A 23,061-nucleotide genomic window follows, 5' to 3' on the forward strand; every position below is an offset into this window, starting at 1 on the left:
AGGGAATGCCTTCACCATGAACATCGAACTCCTTATCGCCAGCGTCGTCGTGCTGATCATTGTCGTCGGCCTGGTGGGCTGGATGGTGGGGGTCTACAACGGCCTGGTGATGCGGCGTAACGATGTGGACAAGGCCTTTGCCAACATCGACGTGTTGCTCAAGCAGCGGGCCGATCAGATCCCGGACCTGATGCGCGTGGTCCAAACCGCCATGAACCACGAGAACGCCCTGTTCACGCGCTTGAGTGACGCTCGCCAGCAATATCTCAATGCCAGCAGCCTCAACGATAAAGTCGATGCCTCCAACCAGCTCAATGCGGCGATCAAGTCGGTGATTGCGGTGGCGGAGGGGTATCCCGCGTTGATCTCGGGCCCGAACATGGTCGCGTTGCAACAGGCGATCTCGGCGGTGGAGGAGCGCATTGCCGACCGGCGTGAGTTCTTCAATGAGTCGATCAACCTCTACAACATTGCCATTGCGGTGTTCCCCGACCTGTTCTTTGCGAGGCTGCTGGGCTATTCGCGCATCCCGTTGCTGGCCATCAGCGCCGAAGAAACCCGCTATGAAGGTGTGAAGCTTGAGGTGCCAGGCGCATGAAGACCACGCCGGTAGGCGCCGTGGTGAAAAAGCCGAAGTGGAAAACCGCGTTGGCGCTGGTGATTCTTGCGGGCTTTATCGGTTTGCTGATCTACGCCCCGATGACGGTCGTCGCGCTGTTCTTCCCGGTGTTCTTGTTGATCTGCCTGCTGACCAGCTTTGGTCCGAGCTTCTACAAGACTGAGCAGCGGCTGGCGACGAGCCAGATTCGTTCACTGGCGATGGGCTTGGTGGAGTTGCGTGGCAAGGTGATTGTGGACAAGCCGTTGTTGTCGCCGGTGCATCACAAGCCGTGCGCCGGCTACGTGTGGATCATCGAGGACGGCGAGAAGGATGACGACGGGCGCTGGAGCTGGAGCCGGGCCAAAAGCGAGGCGTGCTGCAATGACTTTCGCCTGCAGGATGCCAGCGGCGAAATCCCTGTGATTGCCGAGGGCATCGATCTGTTCGGCAACAAGTCGCCCGCCGATTACGAGTCGATCGGCAGCTCTCGCCGGCAAGGTGAAATCCTGCTTGTCCAAGACCTCGATGTGATGCTGATCGGCGATGCCTGCGAACGGGACGGCCAGACCGTGATTGCCCAGGGCAAATACCCCAAGGCTGTGTTCGGCGTGGCGCTGACCGAGGACGTGGAAAGCCGCCGCGTGCTGGCGCCGCTGTGGCGTGCGGGCGGGTTCTATGCCGCCTTCGCAGGCATGATCGGCGTGGGCATCATGGCCCTCACACCCGAGCAGATTGCCCAGTTGCACTTACCGGGTCCGGACACTTATCAACAGATGGTGCCCCTCGGCCCGTTGTATCAACTGTTGGCCTGGTTGTACCGCGAAGGCGGTTTTCAGATTCCGTTCATGGCCGCGTTTGGCTTCTTCCTGGCGATCATCATGGTGATGATGGCCACCCGATTGGTCCTGCCCAAAGGCATACGCATGGCCGTGGGTCGTGTGTTGGGGGCGTGGATGGGGCTGGGCATGGTGATTGGCGGCGTGGTGACCCTGCTGCTGTTCGTGGCCCAGGTGGATACGCTGAAGCTGTTTCTGGTGTGGATGCTCATCCTGCTGGGCACCCTGGTGTTTTCTATCTTTGAACAACGAAAACTGGGGGCGGCGTACAACCATTTTGCCAAGCGTGTCGGCAAGGCGAGCTTCGGCGACGAAGACGCCTGATCACGGCACAAACTCCACCTTCAACCCTCGACTTGCGCTGCGCCCCTGATCATCGCTCACGCGCAATCGATACTCCCCCGACTTGCCCGGCCGCCAGTTCAGCGTGGTTTGCGGCGGGCCCTGGCCGATCAGGGTCTGGTCGGCAAACCAATACAACGTCGCCGCATCACTGGCCGCGTTGGCATTCAATGGGATGCTTTCCTGGGGTTGAGACAAGCGCAGTTGATAGCTCACCTGGGTCAGCGGCGAACGAATCTGCGGCGCTTCGCTTTGGTCACCGAGGCGGTTGGGCTGGCAGTTTTTCATCACATTGGGCGGCGTGCGCCGGGGCAGGCCGGCGGCGCGGTACAGGCGCTGTACGTCGCTGGGCCAGAATTCGAAGACTTCTTCGCGAGTGTATTGCGCCTCGAACGGCGGGCAGGCGGCCTTGCCGGTACGGGTGTCGATCAGCACCGGGCGGTGCAGGTTCGACACGCGAATCGGCGACACGCCGGGGATGTACCAGGTCTTGCGGGTTTGCGGGCACCAGCGGTTGGGCAACTCGCCGGACGCGGCGCAGACGTCGATGCGCACCAGCCCGGCAGGCGGCTTGTCGGGCTTTATGACGGTATTGGGCAAGGCCAGGGGCAGGGCGTCGGCGATGCGGAAGAACAGTGGCGCAGCGGTCTTGGCACCGATAAACGCCGGGTTGGGCCGGCCATCGAAGTTGCCCACCCACACCACCAGCACATAGGGCCCGACCAGGCCGGCACTCCAGGCATCGTGAAAACCCCAGGAGGTGCCGGTTTTCCAGGCAGTGCGCCAGTGGCGGCCGGGCAGGCCATCCGGGCGTGGATTGCGGCGTAGCATGTCGCGCACCATGAAGGCCGCCTGGGGCGTCAGCAGTTGGGCCCCCGTGGTCTGGGGCTGTTCCTGCAAATAGCGCAACGGGCGCAGGTGCCCATCACCGGCCAGCATCACATACAGTCGCGCCAGTTCTTCCGGGGTCATTTCACCGCCGCCAAGGGCAAGGGCCAGGCCGTAGTGGCTCTCGTCGCGCAGGCCCTTGATGCCGGCGCGTTGCAGCAGTCCGTATAAAGACGGCGACTTTACTTGGCTGGCGAGCCACACAGCAGGGATGTTGCGACTACGGATCAACGCATCTCGCGCGGTCAGCGGGCCGACAAAACTGCCGTCGAAATTTTCCGGCTGGAAGTAGCCGAAGTTACTCGGCAAGTCCTTGAGGATGCTCATGGGGTGGATGACCCCCTGGTCCAGCGCCAGTCCATACAGAAACGGCTTGAGCGTCGACCCCGGCGAGCGTCGCGACAGCACGCCATTGACCTGGCCGTGCAGGCTTGTGGATAAGTAGTCCGCCGAGCCCACCAATGCCTTGACGCTCTGGTCGCGGCTGTCGATCAGGATGGCCGTGGCGTTTTCCACCCCCCTGCTGCGCCGCTCGGCGATAAAGCCAGTGATCAGGCGTTCGAGCAATTGCTGCAACGGCAAGTTGAGGGTGCTGTTCAGTTCATTTCCGGCTTGGGAGGCCAGCAACTGTTCACTCAAGTGCGGGGCGAGGAATGGGATCTGCTGGCGGTTGCGAGCTTCCAAGGGCAAATCGAGCAGGCTGTCGTTACGCGGGTCCTGTGGATAAGTCTCGCGCCAGTCCGCCATCAAGCGCAGCCGCGCATTTTGCAGTGACGGTCCGAAGCGCGCCCGCCGCCCCGGCTGCTGCGGAATCACCGCCAGCGCCAGCGCCTCGGACAACGACAGCTGCGCCGCCGACTTGCCGAAATAGATACGGCTCGCCGCTTCGGCCCCTTCGATATTGCCGCCCATGGGCGCCAGGTTCAGGTAGGCCTCCAGGATGTCGTGCTTGCTGTAGCGCACCTCCAGCCACAGCGCCAATGCCATCTGTTGCAACTTGCCCGGTACTTGGCGGGTGTTCAGGTCCCACAGGCGCCGCGCCAGTTGCATGCTCAAGGTCGAGCCGCCCTGGCGCTGGCCACCGCTGTAGGTGGCCATGGCCGCACGCAGCAACGCCGGGGGATTGATCCCCGGGTGCCAGTAGAAATTGCGGTCTTCCTTGAGCAGCAAGGCTTCGACCAGAGAAGGGGATATCCGCTCCAGCGGCAGCCACAGGCGGTACTGACCGTCATCCGCCAATGTCATGCGCAACAGCGAACCGTCATCGGCCAATACCACCCGCGATGAGGTGACGGCGTGTTCCAGCGGGGCATGGGGCCAAAGCCGCAGCCCCACCAGCACCACCGCCGCTACGAGCAGCGGCGGCGCCAGGCGCTTAAGGCTTGGTAATTTCAAGCTGGCCTACTTTGCCGCGCCCTTGCAGGGTGGTTTCGTACATGCCTTCGGCGTAGGCCGGTGGCGTATTGAAGGTCCCGGCGTTGGTGGCGCGGACGCGGTACACGAACGTGCCGACATCACGCAGCGCGGTGCCGTACAACACCACGCGATCATCACGTACGTCCACGTAGTCCGGCTGCCAGTTGCTCAGCTCGGTTTCGCCGATGGGCGCCTGCCAGCTTTGTTCTTCCTGGCTGTCTTCTTCGACGTATTCAGACTCTTCGCCCTCACTGTCCTCGCTGCTGGCGGCTTCCGGCTCCGGCGGCAAGTTATACACAGGCTCGACGCCTCCGGGCAGCAGGTCGACCACGGCCACTTGTTGCACCTGATCGCGGTCGGTAGCCCGCAGGCGCAGGCGTACCAGGAACTCATCACCGACGGCGACCTTGCTCACCGGCTCGCCCTTGAGGTCGAGGTATTCGTGGATGATTTCCAGGCCATTGTTGATCGGCTTGAGCTTGGCGCCCTTGTCGAAACCGGCTTCGCTGAGCATGTAGAACGCCGCTGGGCCGTCGGATTTCTCCATCACCAGCTTTTGTGTGGTGCCTGGTACGGCCGCGCGCGGTGGCTGACCAGCCATTTCCAGCAATTGCTGCTGCTTGTCGCCCAGCCAGGCGGTGGCCTTGAGGGTCATGTCGCTTTGCGCACGTTGGCCGTAGTTGTCCAGTGCACGCAGCAGCAGGGCCGCCGACAGCGAGTTGTAACGCTGCTCGTTGAGGCGCTTGCCGAGTTTATCCAGCAGCGCTGTAGGCACATCGTCCATCAGCTCCGGGAAATGTCGCGCCAACAGGTGCAGGTGTTCGGCATCGTGCACCAGCGGGTCGTAATACAGGCCGTCGCTGTCCCACTTATCCACAAGCGCACGCCAGGGGATTTTGCGGAACAGCGTATCGGCCTGGCGATCCTGTTTGAGCAATTTGTAACTGGCCGCCAGGTAAGCGGCGCCCAGGTCGTTCTGCCAGGTGTCCTTGAAGTAGCTTTCGTAGCGCTCGCGGATATCGCTCAACGCACCACTCACCAGAATCCCCTGACGGCTCAGCAGGTAGCTGGCGTAGGCGCGGTTGCGCAATTCCGACAGGCCTTCGCTGGGACCATTGGCCAGGTCTGTCAGGTACGCATTCGAGCGCACCAGCAGGTCTTCCGGCACCGGCAACCCACGCTCCCTGGCTTCGATCAGGAAGTCGGTGGCGTAGAGGCTGGCGTACGGCGCCACGTCCGGGTTGGCTGCCCACAAACCGAAGCCGCCGGCCTGGTTCTGGCGTTGGCGCAGCATGCGTACCGCGCTGCCGAAGGCTTGTTCGGCCTCAGGTGCATTGCCGCCCCAGATCAACGCCGGCATGGCCTTGGACACCAGTTGCTCGGTGCAGGCGTAGCCGTAGTCATCCAGGTAGTGCTTGAGGCCATTGGCCCACACCAGCGGCGAGGCCGCTACGCCCAGTTGCACGTCGCGCAGTTGGCTGAACAACTCGCGGGTGGGTTTGAGCTCCTTGCTGGCGCTGTCGAAGCGGCCCAGGCTCAGGGCTACGCGATGTTCGCTCAGTGGGCGGATCGAGGTGGTTTCCGCCACCTGGATGCGTTTGCCATCCGGCAGCACTGCGACAAAACGCAGGTCCGCCGAGCCGAGGGTGTCGCCGACCTTGATCTTGAACTCGGCCGTGCCCTCTTTGCGCGGTTGCAGGGACAAGGTGCTGCCCTTGTCGCTCTGCACAACCAGGCCATCGCTGGTCTGCACTTCAAACTTCACGTCCGCCGCTGCATCCAGGTTACTGAACACCCCGGCGCTGACGTTGAACACATCCCCCGGCGCCACAAAGGCCGGCACGTTCGGCGTGATCACGATCGGCCCGCGCACGTCAGTACTGGCTTCGCTGACACCGACACTGTCGCTGTCCACCGCTACTGCGAACAGGTGCAGCTTGCCGTTGAAGCTGTCCGGCACTTGGTAATGCAGTACGGTTTCCCCGGCCGGCAGATCGACCAAGCCAGACCACCAGGCCACCGGCGGCTGGTGTTTACGCTTGAACGGGTTGAGGTGGTTGGCCAGGGCGCCTTCCGTATCGCCACCGGGCGCCGCCCCACTGAGCAGGCGGCTGAATTCCGGCAGGATCAGGTCAAGGATCTGACTGGTGCCGACCTCCAATGCACGCTTCTGGAAGAAGAAGCCCAGCGGGTCCGGCGTCTGGTAGCGCGCCACTTGCAGGATGCCTTCGTCGACCGCGTAGACCACCGCGCGGCCCGGGCGATCAGCGTTGACCTTGATATCCAGCGTCTGCCCCGGCTCGATCTTCGCCGGGCCTTCAACCTTCAAGGCCATGCGCCGCGCATCCAGGTTGATGCTGAACGGCACCACGCCGTAGGACAGCGGGCTCATGTACACCTCGGCCGAGCCCATGTCGCGTACAAACTGCACGTTGACGTAGGCATTGCCCTCAAGCCCTGCCGGCACGCGGATGTGTTGCACACTGTTGGTGCTGTCGGCCTTGAACCACTGCTGGGTGTAGACCTTGTCGCGTTCGATGGTGATCAAGCCGGCGCCGGTATACGGCGCTCGAATGCTGATGGCGATCTCATCGCCGGTGGCGTAGCTGCGTTTATCCAGGCGCAGTTGCAGCTCGGCGTTGCGTTCCAGGGAGCGCGATGTGTTGCCACGCCCGGCCACGCTGTAGTCGATCTGGTTGAGCAGGTTGCCGTTGGCGTCCTTCAACTGCAGGGTGAAATCGCCCGGTGTGGACGTGTTCAGGGTCTGTTTGGCGCCTTCTTTCGTCATCACCAGCGGTGAGGCGGGTTGGCTGATGTTCTTGATGCGCGACTCGTACTTGTAGGTGCCGTTGGACTGTTTCACCAACACCGACACATACCGGTGCTCGACCACTTCGCTGGTCAGGCCGTCCACCGCCACGGGCGTAAGGTCCGGCGCGACGGCCAGCCATTGCACCTGGCGCGGGGCATCCTTGGCGACGTACGACAGCGAATCCTGACTTTTCACACCCACCAGGTAGGGCGCGGACGACACCAGCAAGGCACTTTGTGCCGCCACATTGCGGCCGCCTTCGGCTTCGAACACCTGGGTCATCACCTGCAGGCGATAGGTGCTGTTGGCGAAGCGTTGCAGGTTGAGGTCGAGCACGGCCTGGCCGTTGTCGTCGACGGTGGTTTCGGCCAGGTCTTCGGTCGTGGCGTCTTCCAGTGAGTCGTTGAGGCGGAAACGGTAATCCGGGTAACGATCAAACGCCGCGAGCGTCGGGCTCAGGGACATCTTCGCGGTGACACGACGGCCGGTTGCCGGGGCGCCGAACAGGTGCATGGCGGTGACCTTGGCCACCACCTGGTCCGGTGGAATCCAGCCCTGCACCGGGGTGTCGTGCAGGCTAAGGCTGACCTTCATGCGGTCCGGCTCGAAGTCGCGGACCTTGAAGTTCACGCTGCCCAGGTCGGTGCGGGTCTGCTTCTGGCCAATCAACTGCAACGTTGCGGTGTACTCCCCGGCGGGGGCGACTTCACTGCTGGGGAAGTCAAAGGTTTCAAAGCCGCTGGCGGACAGCTTCAACGGCTGGCGAATCACTTCCAGGCCACGCGGGTCGGTGATTTGCAGCTCCACCGGCAGGCCTTGCAGCGCGCCTTTCCAGTTGCCGCTGCGCACAATCATGCCCAGGTGCGCGGTTTCGCCGGGCCGGTACAGGCCACGGTCGGTAAACAGGTAGGCGCTGAGGCGATCAATCGCGCCGTCTTCTTCCAGACCGCCGACGTCGAAACGCGACAAATCCAACTGCTGGGACTGGCGGGCGATCGGCAGGAACGACTGGTCATTGCCGCGCGTGACCACATACATCAGCGGCGTTTTCTCACGACGCAATTCATCCAGCTTGGCGAAATGCGCATGGCCTTCGGCATCCGTGTGGCCGCTGCTCACCGGCAAACCGTTGCGGCCGATGATGTCGACTTGCGCGTCGGAGACTGGCGAACCATTGCCGATGGACTGCACGTACACGTCATGGCTGCCATCGCTGGAGCGCTTGGCGATGATGCCCAGGTCCGTCACCACGATGAAACGCAGGTCGCTGGTACTGCTGCGGTCGTACTCGAACGTGCGCGGGGCCGGGTCGTCCTGCGGGCTGAGCTTGAGCACGAAAATGCCGCGCCGGCCGCCATTGGCGGTGAGGTAGTGGCTGAGGTCGACGTTGTCGTAGACGGTTTTCGCCGGGTCATTGGATGACAGGGGAATATCCAGCGACTGACGCTCGACCATGCGATCAAAATACTCGTTGCCGAAATTCGGCCGGGCAAAGCTGCCGCTGCTCTGGTCCACCAGGTGTTGTAGCTGGTTGGGCAACAGGCGGGCGATTTCCACATGGGCGCCAGGCACACCACGGGCCATGAAGCCCAAGCGCTTTTCACCGTTGAGGCTGAGCAAGGCGCCGTCAGAGAGGAACTGCAAGGTGCGCGGGTACGCCGGCATGCTGATCAGCGACGCTGTAGGGTTTTTCGCCAGATAACCGCCGATGGCTTCCAGGTTGGCGGGCACGCGCACATACACGGCGCGACCGGCCGGGGCCTTGAATTTGAAGGCGTGCAGGGTATTCAGCGGTTCGACGCTGGGCACGTGGGTCAGGTTGACCTTGGTGCTGCGGGCGAGCAGGGCGTCATCGATGTCGTTGCTGCTGTAGGGGCGCGTGTCGTCCTGGGCTTTTTCCGGCAACAGCCAGGCCTGGACCTTGCCGGCGATGGTTTCGTCGGCCACGGCGCTGGAGCTGCTGAACATCAGCACCGGCTCCGGCTCGCCACGTTCGTTGTCGACAAAGCTCACTTCGGCCCCGGTGAAGGTCAGGCGATAGCGACCGGGCACGGTGACCTCCGCCACCAGCGGCGCGGTGCTGGCGTTGCCGCCGTCGCGGGCCTTGATGCCTTCGTCGAGCTTGGCGCTGACCGGCGTGCTTTCCAGCGGGGTCGCCAGGGCGGCGGAACGTACGTAGGCGTTGAGTTTCTTCTCGTCGAAGGTGATTTCCGGGCGGTTGGGCAACTGGGCGTCGCGGTAGGCCAAGCCTTTGCCCAGGGTCACCGTGACGCGCTTGCGCAGGCTGTCTTCATCCACCGGGTGGGAAAAACGGAAGGTCGCCACCAGCTGTTTCAGCGTCGGGTTGGACGGGTCCTGATACAGCTCGTTTTGCGCCAGGGTGGCGCGGAACGCTTGGGTGGAAAACTGCGTGCTGTATTGGTCCAGCAACACGCCGTCAGCCAGCAGGTTTTTCTTGGCCAGGTCGAGGGTGTAATGGGCGTCGATGGGCCAGTCTTTTTCCGGTACGAACAACAGGCTGCGGTCATCCGCCCAACGCCAGGTGCCCGCGACCGCAGGTTTGAGGGTGATGCCCTCGGTAACCGGTTTGCCGATGGCCCCCAGCGGGGCCACGGATTCGCCAAAGCGCACCTGCAAGTTATCCACCACCGGCGTTTGCTGGGTGTAGTCGGTGAGGTTCGGTTTGTGCAGCGAATAGCTCGCGGTATAGGGCTTTGGCAGGTTGGAATACCAGTGCCAGCCGTAGAAACCGGCAGCCGCCAGCAGGACCAGCCCTAACACGCCGGCACCGGTTTGGCGTGGGTAAGCGCGGGCTTTGCTGCCCAGGTTCGCCAGCCCACGGCCGATGGCACGCAGCCAGGCCGGCGGATGCCATTGGCCAAACACGGCCCCCACCACAGTCAATAACGCACCGACAATACGGCGGCTGATCGCTTTGAACGAATCGAACATGGTGAGCATCCCTGGCTAAGTGCGGCGTATCTTACACGCGTCTTTGATACAAAAGATGACGCAGATACGCCGCCCCGCTAGGTGTGTTGCACAAAAGTGAGCCGTACCGCAAAACCGATCAAAAGACTGCCGAACAACCACTGCTGCATACGCTGCGCTGCGCGATTGCGCGCCAGCCACTGGCCGATGCGCGCGCCGGCCAGGGCGTAACAGCAATCGAACGCGAAGCCGAGACTCACCAGGATCACCCCCAGCAAGGCAAACTGCGCCGCCACCGGGCCGGCTTGCGGGTTGATGAATTGCGGCAGCAATACCGAGCAGAACAACAGCGCCTTGGGGTTGAGCAGGTTGGTCAGCAAGCCGCGTTGAAACGCCGCGCGCCAGGCATGCGCCGTTGGCGGCGTGTTCGCAGTCTCGAGGGACGGCAGCATAGTCGCGCGCAGGCATTGAACACCCAGCCACAACAGATAGGCCGCGCCGCCCAGGCGCACCACATCAAAGGTCCACGGTGCCACCTTGAACAAGGTCGCCAGCCCCATGCCTGCCAATGCCACGTGGCAGGCGCGGGCCAGCCCCAGGCCAATCGCCGTGGTCAGCGCCAGGGCCTTGCCCTGGCGCGCACCGGTTTGCAGCAACAGGATCATGTCCGGCCCAGGCAATAGAAACGCCACTGAAAGGGCCACCAGAAATAACCAGAGTTCCGCCATGTCTCACCCCCTTGTGTGTTCGCCAATTCTAGGGCCGGAGGACGGGGCAGGTGCTTGCGTATTCAGCCATGAAAGCGTCTATTATTGGTACTATCTACCACTAAACGACTGATCGGCAATTCATTTATGCCAAACATGAAACTCGATGCGTTTGACCGCAAGATTCTCGAAGCCCTGCAACGCGATGGTCGCCTGAGCAACGTACAACTGGCGGACGAGATCGGGCTGTCTGCTTCACCCTGCCTGAGGCGCGTGCGTCTGCTGGAAGAAGCCGGCGTGATTCGCGGCTACCAGGCCACGCTGGATCGCGATGAAGTCGGCCTGGGGATGATGGTGTTCGTGGGCGTGAAGGTGGAACGGCATAACGATACCGAAGCCAACGCCTTTCGCGAGGCGGTGACGGCGCTGCCGGAAGTGATCTCGGCGTTCCTGGTGTCGGGGGAGTCGGACTTTCTATTGCAGGTGGTGGTGCCGGATTTGCGCGGCTACGAACGGTTTGTCACCGGCAGTCTGTTGAAACTGCCAGGGGTGAGGGACATCCGCAGCAACTTCGCGATCCAGACCGTAAAGACCCCAGGCGCATTGCCGCTGGGGCATTTGCCGGGCTAATGACTGTAGGAGCCGGCTTGCCGGCGAGAGGCCCGTGAGTTTTATGAACGTTCAGGATCGCCATCGCCGGCAAGCCGGCTCCTGCAGGGGGCTTGTCAGGTCCACCAGTAGCGCACGAGGTGGAAGAAGATCGGCGCGGCGAAGCACACCGAATCCAGCCGATCCAGCATCCCGCCGTGCCCTTCGATCATATGGCCCCAGTCCTTCACGCCCCGGTCGCGCTTGATCGCCGACATCACGATGCCGCCGGCAAACCCCAGCAGGTTGATCAGCAGCGCAATCAAGAACGACTGCCACGGGTTGAACGGCGTGGTCCACCACAACGCCGCGCCGATCAGCGACGAGAGCAGAATCCCGCCGACAAACCCTTCCACCGTCTTCGAAGGGGACAAGTTGGGTGCGATCTTGTGTTTGCCGAACAGCTTGCCGCACACGTACTGCAACACATCGGAAAGTTGCACCACGATCACCAGGTAGGCGATCAGCAGCAGGTTGCGGCCTTCGTAGCCGGGGATGTCGAGGGTCAGCAAGGCGGGCACGAACGACACGCAGAACACTGCGATCATCAAGCCCCACTGCACCTTCGAAGCACGCTCCAGGAAGTGCGTGCTGTCGCCGCCCAGGGACGCGAGGATCGGCAGCAGCAGGAACACGTACACCGGGATGAAGATCGAGAACAGCCCGTACCAGTCCGAATAGATCAGCAGGTATTGCAGCGGCAGCGCCAGGTAGAACGCGGCGACCAATGCCGGGTAATCGCTGCGACGAGTGGGCGTGAGGGTGAGGAATTCGCGCAGGGCGTAGAACGACACCGCGTAGAACAGCAGGATCACCGCGCCGGTACCGAGCCAGAAGGCGATGCCGATGACCACCACCATCACCCACCAGGCGTTGATGCGCGCGTTGAGGTTGTCGATCACCGCGTTGGGGTTGCCGCGGGTGCGCAGCTTGAGGATCAGGCCGATCAGCGAGGCGAGCACCAGGATCGCGCCGATGCCGCCGAACAACATCAGGGTTTGGCTATCCATGTCAGACGTGCTCCGGGGCAAGGGCGAGCAGGGCATCGCGGGTGCGGGCGAGGAAGGCGGCTTTGTCTTCGCCGTCTTCCAATTGCAGCGGCGCGCCGAAGCTGGTGGTGCACAGCAGGGGCAGCGGCAATACGCGGCCCTTGGGCATGACCCGGTTGAGGTTGGCGATCCACACCGGGATCAGTTCGGCCTGTGGGTAACTTTTGGCCAGGTGATACAAGCCGCTTTTGAATGGCAGCAGGCCATCTTCGAGGTTACGCGTGCCTTCGGGGAAAATGATCAGCGAATCGCCGCCTTCCAGGGCGTTGAGCATGGGCTGCAACGGGTTATCCACAGGGTCCTTGCGTTCGCGATCGATCAATACGCCGTTGAACACGCGGTTGATGATGTAGCGGCGCAAGGCGCTTTTATTCCAGTAATCGCTGCCGGCCACCGGGCGTGTGAATTTGCGCAGGTTCTGCGGCAGCGAGGCCCACAGCAACACGAAGTCGCCGTGGCTGCTGTGGTTGGCGAAGTAGATGCGTTGCACCGGCACTGGCGCGCAACCCAGCCACAGGCTGCGTGCCCCGGTGACGGTGCGGGCCATGGAAGTAATCAGCGTGGCGACCACGGGTTCGAACATGGGAATTCCTTATCCGGCGAAAGGCAGCCAAGGGCTGGCCAGGATCACGCCCAGGGTCAGCAGCGCTTGCGCGCCGAGCAGCCAGGCTTGTTTGCGCAACAGTTTGAGCGCGCCGCGACGGCGCTCGGCCCACGGCCGGCCAACGCGCTTGGCCGATTGCAGGCCGAGGGTTTGCAGGGCCTGGTCAAGGTCCGGAGTGCGCTCGATGTCACGGGCCAGCAGGGCGAACAGGTCTGCGTCGAAGGCCACGCGCAGCGCCCAGTACTTTTGCAGCAGCCCGAGGATAATCATCCACAGGCTCAGCAACAGGCAGATCGGCGCAATGCTCGCCATCAGCAGTTGCGCCAGGCCGAACAATACGCCGACCAAGGTCAGGCCTGTGGATAACTGATCCAGCGAGCGACCACGACGCAACAGGCTGGCGACGACCTGGAGTTCCATATCAGCCGGCATGGGGAAAACCCTCCAATGCTTCACGGTGTGCGGGGTGCAGGACCACATCGGCCCGCGCTGTACGAATGATAGTCAGCGCCTGCTCGACCGTCGCGGCGCGTCCGGTGTGCAGCAACCAGGCGGCGACGGCGGTAGCGCTGCGCGAGTAGCCGAGGGCGCAGCACACCAGCAGCGGGCCGCTGGCGCGCAGGCGTTCGATGGCGTGGGCAGCCTGCAGGCATTCGTCGGGCGTTGGGGCGATCAGATCCAGCACGGGGATGCATTGGTAGGTGCGGCCCTGTGGATCAATCGGCAATTCGGCACACAGATCGACGATGGCCTTGAAGGGCGCTTGCTCGCTTCTCGTAGGAATTCGACCGAGCCAGACGTTATCCACAATCAGATCGGGTTGGGGATGCTTGTGTGTCCACAGGCGTGAGTTAAACCACGCGGCAGCCAGATAGGGCGCGTACAGCCAGCGTGCGGCGGGCGTTAGTTGGCCGTCGGTGCGTTTCTGAAAACCCGCAGCGCCCAGCACGAAGTAATTGGCCTTGATCAACCCCAGGGAAACGGCCGGCCACAGGAGCCACAGCCAGGCGCCGCCCAATACAAACGCTGGAATCGCCAACAGCAGGGCTCCAAGCCCGTAGCGCATTCCCAGTCGCCAGCGCTTGGGATCGCGCGTCAGCCGTGCACTCAACAACGGACTCGGATGTTCCACCGGCCACAGCCACACGCAAATCCACCCGGCGAGGGCGCCTGTGGGTAAGTCGATAAAGTGATGTTGATAAGTGGTCAGCACCGAAATCCCGATCAAGGCGAACCAGCCATGCACCAGCCACCGCCAGAAACCCTGGGTATGGCGCTGGTACATGACCCACAGGATTACCAGCAGCGCGATATGCAGCGACGGTGCCTGGTTGAACGGCTTATCGAAGCCCGCCAGCACGGCAAACAGCCAGCCGAATACGCCGTCCAGTTCCGGCCGCTCGAAGGTAAAGCGCAGCGGCCAGATCAGGAAACAACTCACCGCGATGACCTGGGCCGACAGCAGCCGCAGCGCATGCTGCTTCAACTCGTGTCGAGTGTTGGGCAGCAGCAGGGAAAACCCGTAGAGCAGGTCGATGGACCAGTAAGGCACGATGGTCCAGGCCCAGAACGGCATATGGGTTTCCCAATCGAACACCAGGGTGCCGACGTCGCTGCGTTGGCTGGTCACCCACGTGGCAAAGCCGTAGGTGCTGAAAAACAGCGGCGTCAACAGCAGCAGCCAGAGGACCGCGGGTTTCAACAAGCCGGGTTCGCGCATGTTCAGATCTTCTGCGCCAGGGACACGGTAAAGATGCCCCACTCATCCACCCGCTGGGTGATCTTGCGAAAGCCCGCGGCCTCGACCAATTGATCCATTTCCGCCTGGCTGCGGCGACGCATCACCCAGGCCTGGCCCTGGCGGTGGCTGGTCAGCGCACGGGCGATCAGTTCCAGTTGCGGGTGCCATGGCTGGCCGGTGTAGACCAGATAACCACCGGGCTCCACTGCCTCAGCCAGGCCGGCCAATGAGCTGCCGACCATGCCGTTATCGGCAAACAATTCATACAACCCGGACACCACCGCCAGCGTCGGTTTCGGCTCCAGTGCGGCCAGGTCCAGGCGGTCGAACGCATCGCCTTTGACGAACTGTGCGATATCCCCAAGGCCTTTCTCACGGATCAGCGCGCCACCGTCGCGTACGTTGATGTCGCTGTAGTCGCGCAGCAGGATCGATTCCGGCAGCGGCGACACGCCCTGCAAGGCTTCCAGAATGTAGCGGCCATGGCCGGCGGCGATATCCACGATACGCACTTCGCGATCGTCGGCGCGTAACCTGGCCATGGCCAGGCGCAGCAGTTCCTCGACGTTCAGCTTGCGCTGGCGAATGCCGCGCCAGCCAATGGAGTTGAGGTAGTTGGTGTCGATCATCCGCCCCAGCCCGCCCTTGCCGGTGGGCGTGTTGCGGTACACGTAGTCCAGGGTGCTGCCGGAGTCGAAACCGGTGTCGAAGCCCAGTTTCACGCCGTCCGAGAGGTTCTTGCCCAGGCCCATGCTGGCGCGGGTCAGGCGCCAGTACAGGTCGCGCAGGGAGCTGCGTGGCAACGGCGCGGCGAGGGCTTCGGATTCGGCGCAGGTGGCGCCCAGTTTGTCCGCATCCAGCAATGAGGCGCGGTCCAGCGGGTGTTCGAAGTTCTGCAGGATAAAGCGCCTGGCGCTGTTCACGGCCGTGGCGCGATCGCGCTCGCCGAGGGTGTCATGGAAAAAGCCGGGGAGGATGTGCAGCTCTTTTTTCAGGCTGCCAAGGCGATCGAAAAATTGCTGCTGGGGTTTGCGATGCACCACGAAGTCGGAGCCGGAGACCAGCAGTTGGGTCGGCACCTGGATCGCCTGCGCATCGGCTACCACCCGGTCCGCCGCTTCATACAGGCCAAGCAGCACATTGACCGAGATCGCCTTGGTGATCAGGGGGTCACTGTCGTAGGACGCTACGCGTTCAGGGTCATGGCTGAGGAACTTGGCCTTGACGTAACTGTTGACGAAAAAGTTGCCGCGAAACTTGCGCATCAACGCCAGGCCCGGCCGCGCGAAGGGCACGTAGAGCTTGACCTTGAACGCCGGCGAGGCGAGCACCAGGGCACGGATTTTCGGCGCGTAATCGTGCACCCAGGTCGCGGCAATCACCGCACCGACGCTTTGGGCGATGACGGCGAAGTTTTCTTCCTCGATGCCATAGGTGGCGCCGATGTGGTCGCGAAAGGTCTGCACATCGCGGGCGCTGGTGGCGAAGCTGGGGCTGTCACCACGCTCGCCGGGGGACTGGCCGTGACCACGGGCGTCCCAGGCGAAGAAATCGAATTGGGGCAGGTTCAGCTCATCGACCAGATGGGCGATACGCCCTGAATGCTCGTGGCCGCGATGGAACAACACAATCGCCTTGCGCGGCTCGCCGTGTGCTGAAGCGGCAGCCGGCCAGTGCCGGTAGAAAAGCTCGACGCCATCATGGGTACTGAAGGTGTGCTCTTGCTGTTCGCGCATCGCAAAATCCTTATGCAGAAGGGGAAGTGTCTTGTTGTTCTTTAAGGCCCTGACGCACACGATTGACCAGGGTGTAGGCGAGCAGGGCAGCGACCAGCCACATCACCACGTCGACCCAGCCGGCGCCCAGCCAGCCCAGCGCCACGCCGGTGGCCAGGACGCCGAGTACGAAGGCGCGATCACTCTTGCCCATCGGCCCGTCATAGCGGCGCGATGCACCGGCCATCGGCCCGAGCACGCCGGCGTATTCGCTGAACACCGCCAGCAGCGCCACCAGCAGCACCGGCGCCAGGCTCACACCGGGGATCAGTGCAAACGGCAGGATCAGCGCGCTGTCGGCGATCACGTCGCACAGTTCATTGAGGTAGGCACCCAGGCGTGACTGCTGGCCGAATTCGCGGGCGAGCATGCCGTCGATGGCGTTGAGGGCCATGCGCAGGATCATCCACAGCGGGATCAGCGCGAACAGCCATAGGTGGTTGGCGAAGCTGGCGATCAGCAGGCCGACCAGCAGCGAAACCACGCCGGCCAATACGGTGATCTGGTTGGCGGTGGTGCCGTTGTCGTAGAGGCGCTGCACCAGTGGGCGCAGCAGGTTTTGAAAACGCGGCTTGAGCTGATAGATCGAAATCATGGGGGTGACGCTTCCTTGTCCGTGAACCCGCGAAAAACTGTGCTGGAGTGTGCCGATTAATCCCGGCCTGCACCAGTGATGGCGCGTGTTTCTGGGGGGTTAGTCACGGTCTGCTTCTAAGCAAACAAAAATTTCACGCCTTGTGTTATATCGTAACTAATTGTGTACAACTGGGCGTTGAGTGGATGCAAGTGGATCTGGAAGCTGACGGCGCGTGGGTAGAAAGCCTTCCGCGTTTTCAACAGGGGCTGTTCCATGCCCGTCGATTGCGCCAGGCCGGTATCTGCCTGACGGTACTGGCCGTGGCCGGTTGGGTGTTGGCGCTGTTTGTCGCGCTGTTTGTGCCGCTGTCGATCTGGCCGGTGGTGCTGATCAACTGCGCGTCGGCGTTATTGCTGCTGGTGGCCGGTTTGCAATCGGCGTGGTGGGTGGCGGATTGGCGCGCCCAGGCGTTGGAAGAGCCCGCGGTTGAAGTGCCGGTTGAAGACACGAGCCGGTACGCGCGCCTGGTGGAGCGTGTTGTCGAGCAGATCGGTGCACCGGTGTTGTGGCTCGGCGGCTGGTCGTTGCTGGCGCTGGTCAGCATTATCGAGTTCTGGAACCTGGCGTTGCCCGCCGCGCCGGTCGGTCAATCGGCAAGCATCGGTGCGGCGCTGGCCCTGGCCCTGGCGTTTGGGTTGCTGGTGTTCGAACGCCGCCTCGCCCAGGAAACCACCGCACAATGGCCAGAAGCTTCGCAACTGGCACCGTTGAGCCGGGTGGCGATCATCTGCCTGGTGGTCTGTGCGGTTTGCCTGCTGTTTGCCGGGGCCGAATCCGTGTGGCCGTTGCGCCTGGCGGTACTGATCGGCCTGCTGCCTGGGCTGGTGGCGCTGGAGTTTCTACTAAGGGCCGTGCTGTCGCTGTTCAGCCCCCGTCAACGGCGCCTCGAACCTCGCTTGATGGCGCAGAGCTTCATCGCCGGACTGCTGCGTTGGCCGCCTCAACCCTTGCTTGCCTTGCAGCATGAATTGCACAACCGCTTTGGCATCGACTTGCGCCAGATCTGGGCATTTACCTACATGCGTAGGGCGTTCCTGCCGGTGTTGCTGGTGGTACTGGCGGTAGGCTGGGCGCTCACCGGCGTGCACGAAGTGCCCCTGCAAGGCCGTGGGATTTATGAGCGCTTCGGTAAACCCGTCGAGGTGTTCGGCCCCGGTTTGCATGCCGGGTTACCGTGGCCGCTGGGGCGTGTCATCAGCGTGGAAAACGGCGTGGTGCATGAGCTGGCCACCAGCGTCACTGACTCCGCAGCACCAGAACTGGCCCCCGCCGAAGGCCCGCCGCCGCTGATCGCCAATCGGTTGTGGGACGCCAGCCATGTGAATGACAAATCCCAGGTGATCGCCAGCAGCAGCGGCGACAAGCAGAGCTTCCAGATCGTCAATATGGATGTGCGCTTCGTTTACCGCATCGGCCTCACCGATCAGGCGGCGTTGGCAGCCACCTATAACAGCGCGGATGTGCCGACCCTGATCCGCAGCACTGCGAGCCGCATCCTGGTGCACGACTTTGCTTCGCGTACCCTCGATGAATTGCTCGGCGAACAACGCACCCGCCTGGCCGACGAGATCGGCCGCGCCGTGCAGGCAGATCTGCAAAGGCTCGACAGCGGCGTGGACATCCTCGCCACTGTGGTCGAAGCGATCCACCCTCCGGCCGGCGCAGCCAATGCCTATCACGGCGTGCAAGCTGCGCAGATCGGCGCCCAGGCCCTGATCTCCCGCGAGCGCGGTGCGGCCAGCGAACAAACCAACCAGGCGTTGCTGCAAGCCAGCACTGCGCGTGATCAGGCCCAGGCCACCGCACGGGAAGTGAATGCCGGTGCCCAAGCCGCCGGCCTGCGTTTCGCCGCCGAACAAAAGGCCTATGCCACGGCCGGCCAGGCCTTCGTGCTGGAGCAATACCTTGGCCAACTGAGCCAGGGCCTGGCCCACGCCAAGCTGCTTATCCTGGATCACCGCCTGGGCGCCGATGGCGCGCCGACGATCGATCTGCGTTCTTTTACCTTGCCGGCCGATCCCTCGCAGCCGCGTAAAGCCGTTCAATAAGGAGTCTGTCTGTTGAGCGCTCATTCTCACGATCATCATCACGGCCATCACCACCACCACCACCATCATCATGGTGACGAACAAGCGGCCGGCCCGTTCCCCTGGCGGCGCATGGCCTGGGCGCTGTTGCTGGTGCTGTTTGCGGTCGCTGCCGCCAGCCTGGTGCAAGTGCGTTCCGGCGAGGCCACGGTGATTACCCGTTTCGGCAACCCCTCGCGGGTGCTGCTGGAGCCGGGCCTGGGCTGGCGCTGGCCGGCGCCGTTCGAAGCGGCGATCCCGGTGGATCTGCGCCTGCGCACCACCTCCAGCGGCTTGCAGGATGTGGGCACCCGCGATGGCCTGCGCATCATCGTGCAGGCGTACGTTGCGTGGCAGGTGCAGGGCGATGCGGACAATGTGCAACGCTTTATGCGCGCGGTGCAGAACCAGCCGGATGAAGCGGCGCGGCAGATCCGCACCTTCGTGGGTTCGGCGCTGGAAACCACCGCGGCCAGCTTCGACCTGTCGAGCCTGATCAACACCGATGCCAGCCAAGTGCGCATCGCCGATTTCGAAACGCAGTTACGCCAGCAGATCGATCAACAATTGCTCACCACTTATGGCGTGCGCGTGGCCCAAGTCGGTATCGAACGGCTGACCTTGCCGTCGGTCACCCTGACGGCCACTGTGGACCGCATGCGTGCCGAGCGGGAAACCATCGCCACCGAACGCACCGCTGTGGGCAAGCGCGAGGCGGCGCAGATCCGTTCCGCCGCCGAGCGCGATGCGCGCATCGTGCAGGCCGATGCGACGGTGAAAGCCGCCGATATCGAAGCGCAATCGCGGGTCGAGGCCGCGCAGATCTATGGCCGCGCCTACGCCGGCAATCCGCAGCTGTATAACCTGCTGCGCTCCCTGGATACCTTGGGCACCGTGGTCACGCCGGGCACCAAGATCATTCTGCGCACCGACGCTGCGCCGTTCCGCGCCTTGGTGGACGGGCCTAAGGATGTCCAGCCATGACCGAGCGTGACAGCCCCGACAGCCCGTGGATCCAGGCCGGGCGCCTGACCTTCCTGGCGTTGTACGCGGTGACGGTGCTGGCGGCGTTGGCCTGGGCATTTTCCAATGTGCGCCAGATCGACCCGCAGAACCGTGCGGTGGTTTTGCACTTCGGCGCTCTCGATCGTATCCAGAATGCCGGCCTGTTGCTGGCCTGGCCGCAGCCGTTCGAGCAGGTGGTGCTGTTGCCGGCGGCCGACCGGGTGATCGAGCGGCGGGTGGAGAACCTGCTGCGTTCCGACGCGGCGATCCAGGCCGACCGCGTGGCCAGTTTCGCCACGCCGTTGAGTGATGCACTGGCCGGCTCCGGTTACCTGCTGACCGGTGATGCCGGCGTGGTGCAACTGGATGTGCGGGTGTTCTACAAAGTCACCGAACCCTATGCCTTTGTGCTGCAGGGCGAGCATGTGCTGCCGGCGCTGGATCGCCTGGTCACTCGTAGCGCCGTGGCCCTCACGGCGGCGCGGGACCTGGACACGATTCTGGTCGCACGACCTGAATTGATCGGGTCAGATAACGGCGCTGCCGAACGTCGCGAGCGGCTGCGCGGCGACTTGGTACAAGGCATCAACAAACGCCTGGCGGAGCTGACATCCACAGGGTTGGGATTGGGTATCCAGGTCACCCGCGTGGATGTGCAATCGAGCCTGCCAAGCCCGGCGGTAAACGCGTTCAACGCGGTGCTGACCGCCAGTCAGCAGGCCGATAAAGCCGTGGCCAACGCCCGCACCGACGCGGAAAAACTCACCCAGACCGCGAACCAGCAGGCCGATCGCCTGGTGCAAGTCGCCCACGCCCAGGCCAGCGAACGCCTGGCCAACGCCCAGGCGCAAACCGCCACGGTCGCCAGCCTGGCCCAGGTGAACGACCCGGGCCTGTTGGTGCGTCTGTACCGCGAGCGCCTGCCGAAGATTCTCGGCCAGGCGGGTTCCGTGACCACGGTCGATCCGAAAGACGACTCCCGCTTGATCATCCAGGGAGCCGAACAATGAGCGCACCCATGCTGACTTCCGCCGAGCAGCGCAGTGCTGCCCGGCAATTGACCCTCGCCATGCTCGCCTTGGGCTTGCTGGTGTTGGGCCTGGTATGGCGCTGGCTGGCGCCAGGCCAGAGCGGTGTGAGCCAATTGCTGTTGGGCGTCGCTTCGCTGTTGGTGGCGGTGCCGGTGATGCGTTCGGCCTGGTACAGCCTGCGGTTTCCCAGCCTGCATGGCATCACCGACCAACTGATCGCCCTGGCCATGCTCGGTGCGTGGGCCACGGGTGATCTGCTGACCGCCGCGCTGCTGCCGATCATCATGATCTTTGGCCATGTGCTGGAAGAGCGCAGCGTGATCGGCTCCCAGGAGGCGATCCGTGCCCTGGGCAAGCTGACCCGCAGCCACGCGCGGTTGGTGCAGGCTGACGGCAGCATCCATGAAGTGGACAACGGCACGCTGAACACCGGCGACATCGTCGAGGTGCGTGCGGGTGATCGGGTGCCGGCGGATGGCGTGGTGCTGTCGGGCCGGGCGAGCCTCGACACGGCGCCGATTACCGGTGAGTCGGTACCGTTGGAAGCCAGTGTGGGCGTGCAGGTGTTTGGTGGGGCGATCAACCTCGACGGCTTGCTGCGCCTGCAAGTGACCCGCACCGGTAACGAGTCCACCTTGGGCAAAGTCATTGCGCTGATGCAGAACGCCGAGCGTTCCAAGCCGCCAATCACGCGGTTGCTGGAGCGTTATGCCGGCAGCTATATGGTGCTGGTGTTGCTGCTGGCGGCGGTCACCTGGTTTGTGACCAATGATGCCCAGGCGATGCTCGCCGTGCTGGTGGCCGCATGTCCGTGTGCGTTGGTGCTGTCGGCGCCGGCCACCGCCATTGCCGGGATCGCCGTGGCGGCGCGCCATGGCATCCTGATTCGCAGCTCGGCGTTCCTCGAAGAGCTGGCGGACCTGACCTCGCTGGTGGTCGACAAGACGGGCACCCTGACCTTTGGCACCCTGCGGTTGCAATCCATCGAGACCACCGCGCCGGATCGGCAGCTGTTGCTGAACCTGGCGGCCAGCTTGGGCTCGGCCAGCAGCCACCCGGTCAGCCGAGCGTTGGCGGGGTTGGCGACGCAGGAACAGATGCTGGCGTTGACGGATATTCGCGAGCGCCAGGGCCTGGGGGTGGTGGCGCGGACCGATCAAGGCGAAGCGGCATTGGGCCGGCCGGAGTTATTCGAACAGCTGGGCATCCTCACCACCGCGGTTCCGAATCACGACGGGCCCATCGCCGGGTTGGCGCTGGACGGGCGGTTTCTTGCCTGGCTGTTGCTGGCCGATAGCGTCAAGCCGGAAGCCCGCCAGGCGCTGCAAGAGTTGCGTGACCTTGGCCTCGGTCGCCAACTGCTGCTCACCGGCGACCGCCAGAGCGTGGCTGACAGCCTGGCGCTGGACGTGGGTATCAGCGATGTCGAAGCCCAGGCCTTGCCGGAAGACAAGCTCAACCGCGTGCTGGGCGAAATCGGCAGTGGCTTTCGACCGATGGTGGTAGGGGATGGCATCAACGATTCGCTGGCGCTCAAGGCCGGTGTGGTGGGCGTGGCCATGGGCGCGGGCGGGGCGGATATCGCCTTGGCGTCGGCGGATGTGGTGCTGATCGGCAGCGACCTGCGGCGCCTGGGCACCTGTGTGCGCTTGAGCCGTCAGTGTCGGCAGACATTGCAGGTCAATGTGATCATCGGCCTGGGCTGGACCTTGGCCATTGTCGTATTTGCCGCCTTTGGCTGGCTGGGTGTCGCCGGCGCGATGATCGCGGCGGTGCTGCACAACCTCAGCACCTTGCTGGTGCTGGGGAATGCCGGGCGGTTGCTGCGCTTCCAGGAGCCCCTGTTGAAGCTTGAGGAATAATTTTCAGAAATATTTGCACAGGGCTGTAACGCGGATGAGGGGCCTCACTCTAGTGGTGTGTCGAGACTGAACAATCCGTTCAGACCGACACCCCTACGATCATGAGGAAT

16 protein-coding genes are annotated in these 23,061 nt (G+C 63.4%); 7 read left to right on the forward strand and 9 right to left on the reverse strand.

Annotation, left to right across the window (positions count from 1 at the left end):
- Positions 1–16 precede the first annotated feature (16 nt).
- Complete coding sequence (locus BM70_RS0101800) at positions 17–598, forward strand: LemA family protein (protein ID WP_025854402.1); 582 nt, start codon at positions 17–19, stop codon at positions 596–598.
- Complete coding sequence (locus tag BM70_RS0101805) at positions 595–1,761, forward strand: hypothetical protein (protein WP_025854403.1); 1,167 nt, start codon at positions 595–597, stop codon at positions 1,759–1,761. Before BM70_RS0101800 ends, BM70_RS0101805 begins: the two co-directional genes overlap by 4 nt.
- On the opposite strand, the gene pbpC is transcribed toward BM70_RS0101805, so the two are convergent.
- The 3 genes from pbpC to BM70_RS0101820 form a co-directional block, all read right to left on the reverse strand.
- Positions 1,762–4,062: a penicillin-binding protein 1C gene (gene pbpC / locus BM70_RS0101810; RefSeq protein ID WP_025854404.1), complete on the reverse strand. Its 2,301-nt coding sequence runs from the start codon at positions 4,060–4,062 to the stop codon at positions 1,762–1,764. It abuts the gene before it with no gap.
- Complete coding sequence (locus BM70_RS0101815) at positions 4,043–9,847, reverse strand: MG2 domain-containing protein (RefSeq protein ID WP_025854405.1); 5,805 nt, start codon at positions 9,845–9,847, stop codon at positions 4,043–4,045. Before BM70_RS0101815 ends, pbpC begins: the two co-directional genes overlap by 20 nt.
- A 77-nt stretch (positions 9,848–9,924) precedes the next feature.
- Entirely contained in the window at positions 9,925–10,554 is a 630-nt protein-coding gene (locus tag BM70_RS0101820; protein ID WP_025854406.1) for a LysE family translocator, read from the reverse strand.
- Positions 10,555–10,689: 135 nt separating this feature from the next.
- On the opposite strand from BM70_RS0101820, the gene BM70_RS0101825 reads away from it, so the two are divergent.
- A complete protein-coding gene (locus tag BM70_RS0101825; protein WP_025854407.1) occupies positions 10,690–11,163 on the forward strand; it encodes an Lrp/AsnC family transcriptional regulator in 474 nt (157 codons plus the stop codon).
- Between the two features lie 95 nt (positions 11,164–11,258).
- Here BM70_RS0101825 and BM70_RS0101830 read toward each other — a convergent pair whose 3' ends face one another.
- The 6 genes from BM70_RS0101830 to BM70_RS0101855 are packed head-to-tail and all read right to left on the reverse strand — an operon-like array spanning position 11,259 to position 16,945.
- Positions 11,259–12,191: a phosphatidate cytidylyltransferase gene (locus tag BM70_RS0101830; protein ID WP_025854408.1), complete on the reverse strand. Its 933-nt coding sequence runs from the start codon at positions 12,189–12,191 to the stop codon at positions 11,259–11,261.
- Between the two features lies 1 nt (position 12,192).
- A complete protein-coding gene (locus BM70_RS0101835; RefSeq protein WP_025854409.1) occupies positions 12,193–12,813 on the reverse strand; it encodes a 1-acyl-sn-glycerol-3-phosphate acyltransferase in 621 nt (206 codons plus the stop codon).
- Between the two features lie 9 nt (positions 12,814–12,822).
- Positions 12,823–13,266: a hypothetical protein gene (locus BM70_RS0101840; protein ID WP_025854410.1), complete on the reverse strand. Its 444-nt coding sequence runs from the start codon at positions 13,264–13,266 to the stop codon at positions 12,823–12,825.
- Positions 13,256–14,554, reverse strand: a complete 1,299-nt coding sequence (locus BM70_RS0101845; RefSeq protein ID WP_025854411.1) for a phosphatase PAP2/dual specificity phosphatase family protein — start codon at positions 14,552–14,554, stop codon at positions 13,256–13,258. Before BM70_RS0101845 ends, BM70_RS0101840 begins: the two co-directional genes overlap by 11 nt.
- 2 nt (positions 14,555–14,556) lie before the next feature.
- Positions 14,557–16,311 carry a bifunctional alpha/beta hydrolase/class I SAM-dependent methyltransferase gene (locus BM70_RS0101850; RefSeq protein ID WP_025854412.1) on the reverse strand — a complete coding sequence of 585 codons (1,755 nt, stop codon included), beginning with the start codon at positions 16,309–16,311 and terminating at the stop codon, positions 14,557–14,559.
- 10 nt (positions 16,312–16,321) lie between these two features.
- Positions 16,322–16,945 (reverse strand): CDP-alcohol phosphatidyltransferase family protein, encoded by a 624-nt coding sequence (locus BM70_RS0101855; protein WP_025854413.1) that lies wholly within the window; start codon positions 16,943–16,945, stop codon positions 16,322–16,324.
- 185 nt (positions 16,946–17,130) lie between these two features.
- On the opposite strand from BM70_RS0101855, the gene hflK (BM70_RS0101860) reads away from it, so the two are divergent.
- From hflK (BM70_RS0101860) to BM70_RS0101875, 4 genes are read left to right on the forward strand one after another with little or no spacing between them, the layout of a single operon-like run.
- Complete coding sequence (gene hflK, locus BM70_RS0101860) at positions 17,131–19,035, forward strand: protease modulator HflK (RefSeq protein WP_025854414.1); 1,905 nt, start codon at positions 17,131–17,133, stop codon at positions 19,033–19,035.
- A 12-nt stretch (positions 19,036–19,047) separates the two neighbouring features.
- A complete protein-coding gene (gene hflC, locus BM70_RS0101865) occupies positions 19,048–20,037 on the forward strand; it encodes a protease modulator HflC (protein ID WP_025854415.1) in 990 nt (329 codons plus the stop codon).
- Complete coding sequence (hflK, locus tag BM70_RS0101870; RefSeq protein WP_025854416.1) at positions 20,034–21,068, forward strand: protease modulator HflK; 1,035 nt, start codon at positions 20,034–20,036, stop codon at positions 21,066–21,068. The genes hflC and hflK (BM70_RS0101870) overlap by 4 nt, the downstream gene beginning before the upstream one ends.
- A complete protein-coding gene (locus tag BM70_RS0101875; protein ID WP_025854417.1) occupies positions 21,065–22,951 on the forward strand; it encodes a cation-translocating P-type ATPase in 1,887 nt (628 codons plus the stop codon). The genes hflK (BM70_RS0101870) and BM70_RS0101875 overlap by 4 nt, the downstream gene beginning before the upstream one ends.
- Positions 22,952–23,061 lie beyond the last annotated feature (110 nt).

The sequence above is a fragment of the Pseudomonas sp. CHM02 genome (genome assembly GCF_000612585.1).
Lineage (GTDB): Bacteria > Pseudomonadota > Gammaproteobacteria > Pseudomonadales > Pseudomonadaceae > Aquipseudomonas.